The sequence below is a fragment of the Edaphobacillus lindanitolerans genome (assembly GCF_900156305.1).
GTDB lineage: Bacteria > Bacillota > Bacilli > Bacillales_A > Planococcaceae > Bhargavaea > Bhargavaea lindanitolerans.
This window is the reverse complement of sequence record NZ_FTPL01000002.1, coordinates 638,903-650,272: the sequence shown is the minus strand read 5'-3', so window position 1 is coordinate 650,272 and position 11,370 is coordinate 638,903. Positions and strand designations below refer to the sequence as shown.

At 58.5% G+C, this 11,370-nt stretch carries 8 protein-coding genes, 20 tRNA genes and 1 rRNA gene; 26 read left to right on the top strand and 3 right to left on the bottom strand.

Going from position 1 to position 11,370, the window contains the following annotated elements; genetic code table 11:
- From rrf to B0B07_RS09265, 21 genes are all read left to right on the top strand, one after another.
- Positions 1–109: ribosomal RNA gene (gene rrf, locus B0B07_RS09365) — 5S ribosomal RNA — on the top strand; the annotation flags it as partial.
- Positions 110–133: 24 nt separating this feature from the next.
- Positions 134–209, top strand: a tRNA-Val gene (locus tag B0B07_RS09360).
- Positions 210–219: 10 nt separating this feature from the next.
- Positions 220–295: transfer RNA gene (locus tag B0B07_RS09355), tRNA-Thr, on the top strand.
- A gap of 5 nt (positions 296–300) precedes the next feature.
- Positions 301–376 (top strand) — tRNA-Lys (locus tag B0B07_RS09350).
- Positions 377–399: 23 nt separating this feature from the next.
- A tRNA-Leu gene (locus B0B07_RS09345) sits at positions 400–487 on the top strand.
- Between the two features lie 39 nt (positions 488–526).
- Positions 527–601 (top strand) — tRNA-Gly (locus B0B07_RS09340).
- Between the two features lie 11 nt (positions 602–612).
- Positions 613–701, top strand: a tRNA-Leu gene (locus B0B07_RS09335).
- Between the two features lie 20 nt (positions 702–721).
- Positions 722–798: transfer RNA gene (locus B0B07_RS09330), tRNA-Arg, on the top strand.
- A gap of 4 nt (positions 799–802) precedes the next feature.
- A tRNA-Pro gene (locus B0B07_RS09325) sits at positions 803–879 on the top strand.
- A gap of 9 nt (positions 880–888) precedes the next feature.
- A tRNA-Ala gene (locus tag B0B07_RS09320) sits at positions 889–964 on the top strand.
- Positions 965–984: 20 nt separating this feature from the next.
- Positions 985–1,058: transfer RNA gene (locus B0B07_RS09315), tRNA-Met, on the top strand.
- 7 nt (positions 1,059–1,065) lie between these two features.
- Positions 1,066–1,142, top strand: a tRNA-Ile gene (locus B0B07_RS09310).
- An 18-nt stretch (positions 1,143–1,160) separates the two neighbouring features.
- A tRNA-Ser gene (locus B0B07_RS09305) sits at positions 1,161–1,253 on the top strand.
- A gap of 71 nt (positions 1,254–1,324) precedes the next feature.
- Positions 1,325–1,399, top strand: a tRNA-Met gene (locus B0B07_RS09300).
- 2 nt (positions 1,400–1,401) lie between these two features.
- Positions 1,402–1,477 (top strand) — tRNA-Asp (locus B0B07_RS09295).
- A 60-nt stretch (positions 1,478–1,537) separates the two neighbouring features.
- Positions 1,538–1,613: transfer RNA gene (locus B0B07_RS09290), tRNA-Phe, on the top strand.
- Between the two features lie 6 nt (positions 1,614–1,619).
- Positions 1,620–1,693 (top strand) — tRNA-Gly (locus B0B07_RS09285).
- Positions 1,694–1,699: 6 nt separating this feature from the next.
- Positions 1,700–1,776: transfer RNA gene (locus B0B07_RS09280), tRNA-Ile, on the top strand.
- Between the two features lie 3 nt (positions 1,777–1,779).
- Positions 1,780–1,854: transfer RNA gene (locus tag B0B07_RS09275), tRNA-Asn, on the top strand.
- A gap of 2 nt (positions 1,855–1,856) precedes the next feature.
- Positions 1,857–1,947 (top strand) — tRNA-Ser (locus B0B07_RS09270).
- Positions 1,948–1,951: 4 nt separating this feature from the next.
- Positions 1,952–2,023, top strand: a tRNA-Glu gene (locus B0B07_RS09265).
- Positions 2,024–2,064: 41 nt separating this feature from the next.
- Here B0B07_RS09265 and B0B07_RS09260 read toward each other — a convergent pair.
- Positions 2,065–2,811, bottom strand: coding sequence for a TraR/DksA C4-type zinc finger protein (locus tag B0B07_RS09260; protein ID WP_076758324.1), 747 nt, complete (start codon positions 2,809–2,811; stop codon positions 2,065–2,067).
- 165 nt (positions 2,812–2,976) lie between these two features.
- Positions 2,977–3,891, bottom strand: a complete 915-nt coding sequence (locus B0B07_RS09255; protein WP_076758322.1) for a 1,4-dihydroxy-2-naphthoate polyprenyltransferase — start codon at positions 3,889–3,891, stop codon at positions 2,977–2,979.
- A 156-nt stretch (positions 3,892–4,047) separates the two neighbouring features.
- Between B0B07_RS09255 and B0B07_RS09250 the strand changes: the two genes are divergently transcribed.
- The 5 genes from B0B07_RS09250 to B0B07_RS09230 all read left to right on the top strand — a co-directional run bounded on the left by B0B07_RS09250 (position 4,048) and on the right by B0B07_RS09230 (position 10,317).
- The gene (locus B0B07_RS09250) at positions 4,048–5,433 is read left to right on the top strand and encodes an isochorismate synthase (RefSeq protein WP_076758320.1); all 1,386 of its coding nucleotides are present in this window, start codon (positions 4,048–4,050) and stop codon (positions 5,431–5,433) included.
- Complete coding sequence (menD, locus tag B0B07_RS09245; protein WP_076758318.1) at positions 5,426–7,147, top strand: 2-succinyl-5-enolpyruvyl-6-hydroxy-3-cyclohexene-1-carboxylic-acid synthase; 1,722 nt, start codon at positions 5,426–5,428, stop codon at positions 7,145–7,147. Before B0B07_RS09250 ends, menD begins: the two co-directional genes overlap by 8 nt.
- On the top strand, positions 7,135–7,965 hold the full coding sequence (menH, locus tag B0B07_RS09240; RefSeq protein WP_076758316.1) for a 2-succinyl-6-hydroxy-2,4-cyclohexadiene-1-carboxylate synthase: 831 nt from the start codon (positions 7,135–7,137) through the stop codon (positions 7,963–7,965). The genes menD and menH overlap by 13 nt, the downstream gene beginning before the upstream one ends.
- Positions 7,962–8,780 carry a 1,4-dihydroxy-2-naphthoyl-CoA synthase gene (gene menB / locus B0B07_RS09235; protein WP_076758315.1) on the top strand — a complete coding sequence of 273 codons (819 nt, stop codon included), beginning with the start codon at positions 7,962–7,964 and terminating at the stop codon, positions 8,778–8,780. Before menH ends, menB begins: the two co-directional genes overlap by 4 nt.
- A gap of 94 nt (positions 8,781–8,874) precedes the next feature.
- Entirely contained in the window at positions 8,875–10,317 is a 1,443-nt protein-coding gene (locus B0B07_RS09230; protein WP_076758313.1) for an o-succinylbenzoate--CoA ligase, read from the top strand.
- A gap of 44 nt (positions 10,318–10,361) precedes the next feature.
- Here the strand turns inward: B0B07_RS09230 and B0B07_RS09225 are convergent, their stop codons facing one another.
- Positions 10,362–11,339, bottom strand: coding sequence for a metal ABC transporter solute-binding protein, Zn/Mn family (locus B0B07_RS09225; protein ID WP_076758311.1), 978 nt, complete (start codon positions 11,337–11,339; stop codon positions 10,362–10,364).
- Positions 11,340–11,370 lie beyond the last annotated feature (31 nt).

Below are 11,370 nucleotides of genomic sequence, written 5' to 3'. Positions count from 1 at the left end.
ATGATGGCGAAGAGGTCACACCCGTTCCCATCCCGAACACGGAAGTTAAGCTCTTCAGCGCCGATGGTAGTCGGGGGCTTCCCCCTGCAAGAGTAGGACGTTGCCGGGCCGATCACTTGATACATAATTAAATGGAGGATTAGCTCAGCTGGGAGAGCATCTGCCTTACAAGCAGAGGGTCGGCGGTTCGAACCCGTCATCCTCCACCATTTATTACGAGCCGGCCTAGCTCAATTGGTAGAGCAACTGAATCGTAATCAGTAGGTTGGGGGTTCAAGTCCTCTGGCCGGCACCATTTTCGAGCCATTAGCTCAGTTGGTAGAGCATCTGACTTTTAATCAGAGGGTCGCAGGTTCGAGCCCTGCATGGCTCACCACTTTAATTATATAAACCACACATGCGGGTGTGGCGGAATGGCAGACGCGCTAGATTCAGGTTCTAGTGTCCTTTACCGGACGTGGGGGTTCAAGTCCCTTCACCCGCACCAGTTTTTATTTGATCAAGTGCTCAGCCACTTGTTATGTTTGCGGAAGTAGTTCAGTGGTAGAATACCACCTTGCCAAGGTGGGGGTCGCGGGTTCGAATCCCGTCTTCCGCTCCACGTTTTATGCCGCCGGGGTGGCGGAACTGGCAGACGCACAGGACTTAAAATCCTGCGGTAGGTGACTACCGTACCGGTTCGAAACCGGTCCTCGGCACCAGTTAAATAAAATATGATTATGCGCCCGTAGCTCAATTGGATAGAGCGTCTGACTACGGATCAGAAGGTTGTGGATTCGACTTCTGCCGGGCGCGCCATTATCGGGAAATAGCTCAGCTTGGTAGAGCACTTGGTTTGGGACCAAGGGGTCGCAGGTTCGAATCCTGTTTTCCCGACCACTTCATAACGGGGCCTTAGCTCAGCTGGGAGAGCGCCTGCTTTGCACGCAGGAGGTCAGCGGTTCGATCCCGCTAGGCTCCACCATTTCATTTACATACTACTGTGGCGGTGTAGCTCAGCTGGCTAGAGCGTACGGTTCATACCCGTAAGGTCGGGGGTTCGATCCCCTCTACCGCCATTCCAAAGGACCTTTAGCTCAGTTGGTTAGAGCAGACGGCTCATAACCGTCCGGTCGCAGGTTCGAGTCCTGCAAGGTCCACCATTCAATTGGTTGGTGTACGGAGGAATACCCAAGTCTGGCTGAAGGGGTCGGTCTTGAAAACCGAGAGGCGGGTCAAACCGCGCGGGGGTTCGAATCCCTCTTCCTCCGCCATTTTCATGCCTCCTTCAGTCAGGGGAAGCCATCCTGATCTGGGATTTCTCATCAGTCTCATATATTATTATCGCGGAGTGGAGCAGTGGCAGCTCGTCGGGCTCATAACCCGAAGGTCGCAGGTTCAAATCCTGCCTCCGCAACCAATGGTCCCGTGGTGTAGCGGTTAACATGCCTGCCTGTCACGCAGGAGATCGCGGGTTCGATTCCCGTCGGGACCGCCATTTTTATTTTTTTGTGCATTTGAAGATTTTGATTCTTTGCCGCATAAAGAACAATCATGCGGCTTGGTAGCTCAGTCGGTAGAGCAAAGGACTGAAAATCCTTGTGTCGGCGGTTCGATTCCGTCCCAAGCCACCATTTGATGCGGATGTAGTTTAGTGGTAAAACCTCAGCTTCCCAAGCTGAAGTCGAGGGTTCGATTCCCTTCATCCGCTCCAGAGAGTGGGCCTATAGCTCAGCCGGTTAGAGCGCACGCCTGATAAGCGTGAGGTCGGTGGTTCGAGTCCACTTAGGCCCACCATTTTCCGCAGTAGCTCAGTGGTAGAGCAATCGGCTGTTAACCGATCGGTCGTAAGTTCGAGTCTTACCTGCGGAGCCATTGGAGAAGTACTCAAGAGGCCGAAGAGGCGCCCCTGCTAAGGGCGTAGGTCGGGTAACCGGCGCGAGGGTTCAAATCCCTCCTTCTCCGCCATCCTGGCCCCTTGGTCAAGCGGTTAAGACACCGCCCTTTCACGGCGGTAACACGGGTTCGAATCCCGTAGGGGTCATATTAAAAAAGCAGCTTCCTTACTAAAAGGAAGCTGCTTTTTTATTCGACCTCTCCCGTGTAGCTGTCCCGCTTATGATAAGGGATGTCGCCCATCGGGGATTCCAGCTGCTCATCGTCCAGTTTCTCCTCATAGTCTTCCATCGTCTCAGAGCGGGTGAAGCCCTTCACGGTCCCTGTCTCGTCAGAGCTCGCAAATTCTTCGTATTCCTCCACTGCCCCTGTTTCAAGCCCGTCTTCATAAAGGCGGTTGTAGTCGTCATGATCACCCGTCATGTCCGAGGGCGTCTCCGACGTCCCATACTGGGCAACGACCCGGAAGCTGTCCTGATCGTCCTGGACGCCGCCTTCCTGGCCGACTTCGAATGTATCCGGCTTCACAGGGTCCATGATGTCCTCCAGCACTTCTTCCTCAACCGGACGGTCATCCGGTATTTCGGTGTCGGCGTGCTCGATGCACCGGTTTGTATAAGGAATGGCTTCAAGCCGCTCGAACGGAATGTCCGTGCCGCAAACTTCACATACTCCATAGGAGCCGTCGTGCATGGCACGCAGTGCATTCTCGACTTTCTCCAGTTCACCTTCGGCGTGATCCTCAAGTGCCCGGTCCCGCTCACGGTCGAACAATTCGGTTCCGGCATCAGCCGGGTGATTGTCCGCCAGCGAGAGTTCGCCCGTGTCATCGCGCATGCTTTCGTCGCGGTCACGCTCGTCGGATGTATCTCTATACTGCCGTTGCATCTGGATCAATTCACGTTTTAAGATCGTTTTCTCCTGTTCGCTCAACATGGTGTCACTTCCTCACTCGATATTGATACGCAAGCCCCTCGTATTTTAAACAAACCAGGTCCTCGTGTCTTTTCATCTTTTCCTTTTTGGATGGATTGCTAAACCTGAACAGCGCCAATCAAAAAACCGCCACCCCGAAGGGATGGCGGTTTATATTCGGCAATGTCAGAGAAACCAATGTTCGATGAACAGGGCAATGCAGAGCAGGAGGCCGAAGAACGTATTCGTTTGTGCGGTCGCTTTCATGGCCGGCATGACTTTCAGCGGGACGAGCTCTTTCCGGAAAGTCTTGATGGCGGCTGCGGGTTTCGGGATGCTGAGCAGCACGAGCAGCGCCAATGGCGTCAGCTTGCCGAACAGAACCATGCCGATGATCCATGCATAGGAGACGATGAAGAAGACCGCAAGGATCGTGACCGCATTGGACCTGCCTGCCAGGATGGCGACCGTTTTCCGGCCGCTTTCCTTGTCCCCCTCCAGATCCCGGATGTTGTTGGACATCATGATCGCGGCAACGAGGATCATGCTCGGAATGGACAGAGCCAATGCAAATCCGCTGACATGGCCCGTCTGGATGAAGTAGGAAATCAGGACGATCGCCATGCCCATGACGACACCCGAGAAAAGCTCACCTAGCGGCGTATAGGCGATCGGATATGGACCGCCGGTGTACAGGTAGCCGATTGCCATCGCGACTCCTCCGACCGCCAGTAGCATCCATGAAGAATGTGCGGCGATGTAAAGGCCCATGACGGCTGCTGCGAGATATAGTCCCAGAGCGATTCCGAGGACGGTCTGCGGCCGGACGCCATTGCGCACGATCGCGCCTCCGATCCCCACGGAATGCTCCGTATCCAGACCGCGCCGGAAATCGTAATATTCATTGAACATATTCGTTGCCGCCTGCAGGAACAGGGTCGCCAGCATCATAAGGATGAACAGGACCGGATCAATGGCCGTCTCCCTGAATGCGATCAGCGTGCCGAGCAGGACGGGGACGAAAGAGGCAGTCAGTGTGTGGGGCCGTGTCAGCTGCCACCAGACCCGCCATCCTTCGTCCGCTTTTATCGTATGTTGCATGGAACTTCTCTCCTTACCAGTTCATTTCCGCTCCTCATTATATATGAGTTCAGGTGGAAAGTGTAGGGAGGGAGGCGTGCTTTCCCTCTGTGGGTTGCGGGATATGATAAAATGGAAGGGCTATGTACGAAGGAATGAACTTTGGAGGGGTCTTGAATGAAGCATAATCCGACTCCGCATACGACGGGATCAGCCGGACGCCAGGTTAGCGGTCTCCACTTCTATACGGAGACCATTGATGCGGGCAGGCTGTCGCCGCTTGCGTTTTTTGAGGCCGGCGAAAATGAATTCGCCGGCCGGAGATTCTATTGGGAAAACCGGGACAAGACATTGAAACTGGTCGGAATCGGCCACGCGATGACGCTCACGAGCGATGCGGCAGACGGCCGGTTCGCGGATGTCCGCGCCCAGTGGCAGCGGCTCTGCTCTGTTCTCGTGAAAGAGGAGGGGGATCTGCCGCCGGTCCTGTTCGGCGGATTTTCCTTCGATCCGGAGAATCATCCGTCCGACGAGTGGAAAGGTTTCCCGCCCGCTTATTTTGCAGTCCCGCAATTCCAGCTGGCGGAGAAGGGCGGCCGTACTTTCGTATCGATCAATCTTGTCACGGAAGGGGAGACCGCAGCCGAAGACTTCGAACGGCTCCGCCTGATCTGTGAATCGATGATCCACGAAGCTCAGGTGATGGAACGCACTCCTGCCCAAAAGCCTGAAGTCAGTGCGCTTGATGAACTGGCCAGGTCAGATTATCTCGAAGCCGTCGGGGAAGTGACGGGCCGCATCCGGGCAGGCGAAGCCGAAAAAGTCGTCATCGCCCGGTCGGTGCAGCTTGCGTTCGACGAAGCGGCTACGCCGTCGTCGATCTTGGAGAATCTGTCGGCGGAACAGCAGGAAAGCTATCTGTTCGGGCTGGAAAGCGGCAGCAAGCTCTTTTTCGGCGCCACGCCCGAGCGGCTGGTGGAAATCCGGGACGGACAGGCCCTCACGGCATGTGTCGCCGGTTCAATCCGCCGGGGAAAAACTGCTTCTGAGGACAGGGAGCTCGGAGAGGGCCTTTTGCATGATCCGAAAAACCGCTCGGAACACCAGTATGTCGTGAGCATGATCGGGGATGTGTTCCGCAGCTTCTGTGAAGAGGTCCGGATCCCTGCCGGACCACGGTTGCTGAAGGTCCGGGATATCCAGCATCTGTTCACGCCCGTCGAGGGGATCCCGAATCCGGACAAGGACCTCCTGGACTTCGTGGAGGCGCTCCATCCGACGCCTGCTCTCGGCGGTACGCCGCGGGAAGCGGCACTGCCGATCATCAGGGAAAGCGAACGGATGGACCGAGGGTTCTACGGCGCACCGGTCGGCTGGATGGATTCGGAAGGGAACGGGGAGTTTGCGGTGGCGATCCGCTCTGCGCTGCTCGAGGGTTCCGGCGCCCGCCTGTATGCGGGCGGGGGCATCGTGGCAGACTCGGTTCCCGAAGAGGAATATGAGGAAACATGGGTGAAGTTCAGACCCGTGCTGAGGGCGCTTGGAGGGAAGCTCAATGGATAATCGCAAAGAGCTGACTGCCCATGTCCTGACGATCACGGCCTCACTCATCCGTTCGGGCGTCCGCCATGTGGTCGTCAGCCCCGGGTCCCGGTCCACGCCTCTTGCCTATGCATTTGCCATGACAGACGGGATCCGGTTGCATCTCCAGACGGATGAGCGGTCGGCTGCGTTTTATGCACTCGGACTTGCGAAAGGTTCCGGCCAGCCCGTCGCCATGCTCTGCACGTCCGGGACGGCGGCGTCCAACTATATGCCGGCGCTCACGGAAGCCAAGTATGCCCGGGTGCCGCTCGTAGCGATCACTGCGGACCGTCCGCATGAACTGCGGGAAGTGGGGGCGCCGCAGGCGATCGACCAGGCCGGCATGTACGGCCGGACGGTGAAATACAGCATCGATTTCCCGATTCCGGAAAACCGGCCGGAGACGCTGGAGTTCATCACCCGGCATGTCCGGCGGGCCATTTCCATGGCGGTGGATGCACCGGCAGGACCCGTCCATCTCAATGTTCCGTTCCGGGAACCGCTCCTCATCGATTTTGAGGCGGAGGCAGCGGAGCCGGCATTCCGAGAAGTGTTCCTCGGACATACGGCACCGGATCCGGACATGGTCAACTGGCTGGAAGGGGCGATCCGGTCAGCGGAAAAGGGACTGATCATCGCGGGCGAACTCCCGGCCGGATTCGACCGGGATGCTTTCTGGCGGTTTGCCGAAACACTCGGCTGGCCGGTGCTGGCCGATCCGCTGTCCGGGCTCCGCAGCGAAGTGCCGGAAAGTGTCCGACCGCTGTGCATTGCCTCCTATGATGCCATCCTCAAGCACCCTGGATTCGCGGAAGGGATGTCACCGGATATGGTGGTCCGGTTCGGTCCGCAGCCGGTATCCAAACCGCTCGCCCAGTTTTTAAAGGCATGCCGTCCGGAGGTGTTTGCCGTGGCGGATGAGAGCCCGTCATTCAGGGATCCGTATCATCTGGCGACCCATCACCTGCAGTGTGCGCCCGAAATCCTGCTCGGGATCCGTCCGGGCGGTACCGGGAACGGGGAATATGCGCGGCTCTGGGCACAGGCGGATGCCATTGCGGAAGAAGAGACGGCAGCGGCCGTCCGGAGCGGAAATGATGAAGGTGCGATGGCGGGGGTCTTATTCAGGGACATGCCCGGCGGGAGTGATCTGTTCACGAGTTCCAGCATGCCGATCCGGGATGCGGACACGTTCTTCCTGAAGACCGGCAAGGACATCGGGATTTTTGCGAACAGGGGGACCAACGGAATCGACGGCGTCGTTTCGACGGCGCTCGGCCTCCAGTCGGCAAGGAACCGTCCGGGCTATCTGCTTATCGGTGACCTGGCGATGCTGCACGACCAGAACGGACTCATCGCCACCCGTTTTGCCGAAGCCGACATGACCATCGTCATCATGAACAATGACGGGGGCGGCATCTTCTCCTACCTGCCGCAGGCGGGGGAGGAACTCTATTTTGAACAGCTGTTCGGCACGCCGACCGGTCTGAAATTCAATCACCTCGCCGCCATGTACGGCCTGCAGTATGATGCCGTGGACGGTGCAGATGCGTTCCGGGAAGCGCTGGGCAAGAAGAAGGAAACCCCTGTCCGGATCATCGAGGCGTTCAGCGACCGGAATGTGAACCTGGCCGAACACCGGAAGTTGTGGGCACGGATCTGCGAAAGGCTGGACGGCCTATGGAACAGCTGACCGGACAGATCAGGGGAATCCGGGTCGGCTGGTCGGAAGGCGGAGATCCGGAGGGAGGGCCGCTCGTCCTCCTGCACGGATTCACCGGAAGCTCGGACGTATGGGGTTCATTTGAACAGGTGCTCGGCGGCTGCCGGCTCATCATGCCGGACCTGACCGGCCACGGCCGGACGGATTCTCCGGCAGATCCCGGCCGGTACGGCATGGAGGAGCAGATTGCAGACCTGGACGCGCTCTTTGATGCAATCGGCCTGGACCGCTTCTCGCTGTTGGGCTATTCGATGGGCGGCCGGGTTGCAATCGGGTATGCGGCGGCCCGCCAGGAGCGGGTGCGCCGCCTGATCCTCGAAAGCACGTCCCCCGGCCTTTTGCTTGAGGAAGAGCGCCAGAAGCGCAGAGACTCGGACAAGAATCTTGCAGCGTTCATTCTCCGTGAAGGAATTCCGGCGTTCACCGATTACTGGGAAGGCATCCCGCTGTTTGAATCCCAGCTCGGACTTCCTGCCGCCAGACGCCGGGAAGTCCGGGAGGGACGTCTGTGCAACCGGCCGGAAGGTTTGGCCGGCTCCCTGCTCGGCATCGGGACAGGCAGCCAGCCTTCCTATTGGGAGGAGCTCCACGGGCTGTCCATGCCGGTGACGCTCATCACCGGAAGCCTGGACGGGAAATATGCGGCCATCGCTTCCCGGATGCTCAAAGCGTTGCCGGATGCCCGCCATGCCGAAGTGGAGGGGGCCGGCCATGCAGTCCATGTGGAAAATCCGGAGCGCTTTGCTACAATAGTGAAGGAAGCCATCAATGAAGGAGGACAACCATGACACGTCAATGGGAAACAATTCGTACATATGACGAGATCAAGTACGAAAAATACAATGGCATTGCGAAGGTCACGATCAACCGCCCGGAGGTGCGCAACGCGTTCACTCCGAAGACCGTCGAGGAAATGATCGATGCTTTTTCCCGCGCACGGGATGATGAAAGCATCGGCGTCATCGTTCTTGCAGGAGAAGGGGACAAGGCATTCTGTTCCGGCGGGGACCAGAAAGTCCGGGGCCACGGCGGATATGTCGGCGAAGACCATATCCCGCGCCTGAACGTGCTTGATCTCCAGCGCCTCATCCGGGTGATCCCGAAGCCGGTCGTCGCAATGGTATCCGGCTATGCGATCGGCGGGGGACACGTTCTCCACGTGGTCTGCGACCTGACCATCGCGGCAGACAACGCGATCTTCGGCCAGACCGGCCCGAAAGTCGGTTCGTTTGACGCAGGATACGGATCCGGCTATCTTGCACGGATCATCGGCCATAAGAAAGCCCGTGAAATCTGGTATCTGTGCCGCCAGTACAATGCCCAGGAAGCGCTCGACATGGGCCTCGTCAACACAGTCGTTCCGCTTGAACAGCTGGAAGACGAGACCGTCCAGTGGTGCGAAGAAATGCTCGAGAAGAGCCCGACCGCACTGCGTTTCCTCAAAGCGGCCATGAACGCCGACACGGACGGCCTGGCCGGCCTCCAGCAAATGGCCGGCGACGCAACGCTCCTTTACTACACGACCGATGAGGCGAAAGAGGGACGCGATGCCTTCAAGGAGAAACGGAAGCCGGACTTCGGCCAGTTTCCTCGCTTCCCTTGACCAGAAGCACCACAGAAGGCTGTCCGGTTCAACCGGACAGCCTTTTCCGTCCCGTTTCGGCCGAGACGGTTCGTTTAATTTGGAGGTGACGGAAATGGAGTTTCCGAATTGGATCCTGCAGCGGGCGCATGTGAGTCCGGATCGGACGGCGCTCAGCTGCGGGGAAGAGAAGTGGACATTCCGCGAGCTGGCGGATGAGGCGTTGGATATGGCCGGAAAGCTCAGGACGGCCGGCCTGGAGGAAGGCACCCGGGTCGGGCTGTTGCTGGAAAGCGGCCCGGAGGCGGTATTCCTGATCCACGGCGCGCTGCTTGCCGGCCTGGAACTGGTCATGCTGAACAGCCGGCTGACGGAAGCGGAGCTGGACTACCAGGTGAGGGACTCGGAAGCCGCATGCGTGATCGCCTCTGACCGGCTTCTGGAAAAGGCTGGCCCTGAGGCACTCTCGGCAGGCAGGCTTGCGGCATCTGAAGGGGCAACCCTGGATCCTGCGGCCGTCTGGCCGGAGGACCGAACGATGACGATCATGTATACGTCGGGGACGACCGGATTCCCGAAAGGTGTCCGGCAGACGGCGGGCAACCATTTTTCAAGTGCCGTTGCCAGCGTGCTCAATATGGGCCTTTCGGATGATGACGTCTGGCTGTGCGCCATGCCGCTCTTTCATATCAGCGGCTTCTCGATCCTGATGCGTTCGCTGCTGTATGGCATGGAGGTCCGCCTTCAGACGAAGTTTGATGAAGAAGCGGCTGCCCGGGAAATCGCCGAGGGGACGGTTACGCGGATTTCCGTCGTATCCGCCACGCTCGCCCGGCTGCTCAACCGGCTGGAGGAAAGCGGACTCCGGGCATCCGGGAATTTCCGCACGATGCTCGCCGGGGGCGGCCCCGTCCCGGTTCCGTATATCCGGCGGGCGCAGGCGCTCGGCATCCCGATCCTGCAAACATACGGAATGACCGAAACGTCCTCCCAGACGGCGACGCTTTCGGCTGAAGAGGCGGTGCGGAAAGCGGGTTCCTCCGGAAAGCCGCTGTTCCTCAACCGCATCCGGATCGAGGGGGCCGAAGCGCCCGGGGAGGAAGGGGAGATCCTCGTCAGCGGCCCCCATGTGACGCCGGGCTATGTCGGCAAGTTTTCGGACCATCCTGCCCAGACAGACGGCTGGCTCCATACCGGGGACATCGGCAGGATTGACGAAGAGGGCTTCCTGTACGTGCTCGACCGCCGCTCAGACCTGATCGTCTCCGGCGGGGAAAATGTGTATCCTGCGGAAGTCGAGCAGGCGCTCGTCTCCCATCCGTCCGTCCTGGAAGCCGGCGTGACCGGCATGCCGGATGACCGGTGGGGAGAGGTGCCGGCGGCGTTCATCGTAGTGAGGACGGAAGTCGGGGAAGAAGAGCTGCGGGACTTTTGTGCGGAGCGGCTAGCCTCCTACAAGGTGCCGAAGGCCATCATCTTCACGGACGACCTTCCCCGGAATGCATCCAATAAGCTGCTGCGCCGTGAACTGAAAAAGCGGCTCGGCAACCGGAATTAGAAAAAGCGGCGCTCCCCGGGGGAGGCCGCTTTTTCCGTAACGGATTATTCTGCTGCACCGAGCGCTTTCCGGAACTCATCCAGGTTGCGTTCCATCAGCGTAAAGTACGTTTCGTCGGCTTTGATATCTTCTTGCGTGAGCACGCTCAGATTATGGACCGTGAGAGGCTCTGCACCGATTTCCCTTTGGATGACTTCCGTGAGTTTGGAAGAGACATTCTGTTCAAAGAAGAGATAGCGGATCTTCTCGCTGCGTGCCTGGTCGACGATGGCGGCCAGCTGCTTCTGGGAGGGTTCGCTCTGGGAGTTCAGGCCGGCGACCGATACTTGCTTCAGCCCGTATTCGTCGGCCACATAGCCGAAGGATGCATGGGAGATGAAGAATGATTTGGTTTCTGCCTTGCCGGCCATCTCGCGGTACTCGCCGTCCAGCGCATCCAACTCTTCCGTGAGAGCGTCAAAACGGTCCGTGAACTCGGCTTCATGATCCGGCATTTCCCTGACCAGGGCGTCCTTCACGGCAGCGGCAAGGTCTTTTGCCAGTACCGGGGACAGCCAGACATGCGGATCAACGCCCGAGTGATCATGATGATCATGATCATCATGATCATCATCCCCGTCGTGATGATCCCCGCCGCGGCGGAGCGCATTTTCCGGGATGGAGTTCCCTGCGGCCACAAGCCGCACTTTTTCGTTTTTCAGCGTTTTCTCCGCCTTGTCCACAAAGCCTTCGAGCCCGAGGCCGATATAGATGAACAGGTCGCTGTCCGCAAGGGCCATCATTTCTTTTTGGGTCGGCTCGAACGTATGGCTGTCTGCGCCCGGCGGATAGACGGATGACGCCTCCACGGCATCACCGCCGATCCGCTGAGCAAAGTAAGCGAGCGGATAGACGGTCGTCTTCACTTGTATGATGTCTTTGTCTCCGCCGGCTGTTTGATTATTTTCCTTTTTATCGGAAGGGGATCCGCAGGCGCCGAGCAACAGGACGGCTGCCAGCAGGATGATTCCTAGACGCTTCATAGTTCACCTCTAAATCGTAATGAATACGATT

Bases quoted from the DNA above. Each gene is read 5' to 3' on its own strand.
- B0B07_RS09260 (WP_076758324.1), bottom strand. From the start codon at position 2,811: ATGTTGAGCGAACAGGAGAAAACGATCTTAAAACGTGAATTGATCCAG.
- B0B07_RS09255 (WP_076758322.1), bottom strand. From the start codon at position 3,891: ATGCAACATACGATAAAAGCGGACGAAGGATGGCGGGTCTGGTGGCAG.
- B0B07_RS09250 (WP_076758320.1), top strand. From the start codon at position 4,048: ATGAAGCATAATCCGACTCCGCATACGACGGGATCAGCCGGACGCCAG.
- menD (WP_076758318.1), top strand. From the start codon at position 5,426: ATGGATAATCGCAAAGAGCTGACTGCCCATGTCCTGACGATCACGGCC.
- menH (WP_076758316.1), top strand. From the start codon at position 7,135: ATGGAACAGCTGACCGGACAGATCAGGGGAATCCGGGTCGGCTGGTCG.
- menB (WP_076758315.1), top strand. From the start codon at position 7,962: ATGACACGTCAATGGGAAACAATTCGTACATATGACGAGATCAAGTAC.
- B0B07_RS09230 (WP_076758313.1), top strand. From the start codon at position 8,875: ATGGAGTTTCCGAATTGGATCCTGCAGCGGGCGCATGTGAGTCCGGAT.
- B0B07_RS09225 (WP_076758311.1), bottom strand. From the start codon at position 11,339: ATGAAGCGTCTAGGAATCATCCTGCTGGCAGCCGTCCTGTTGCTCGGC.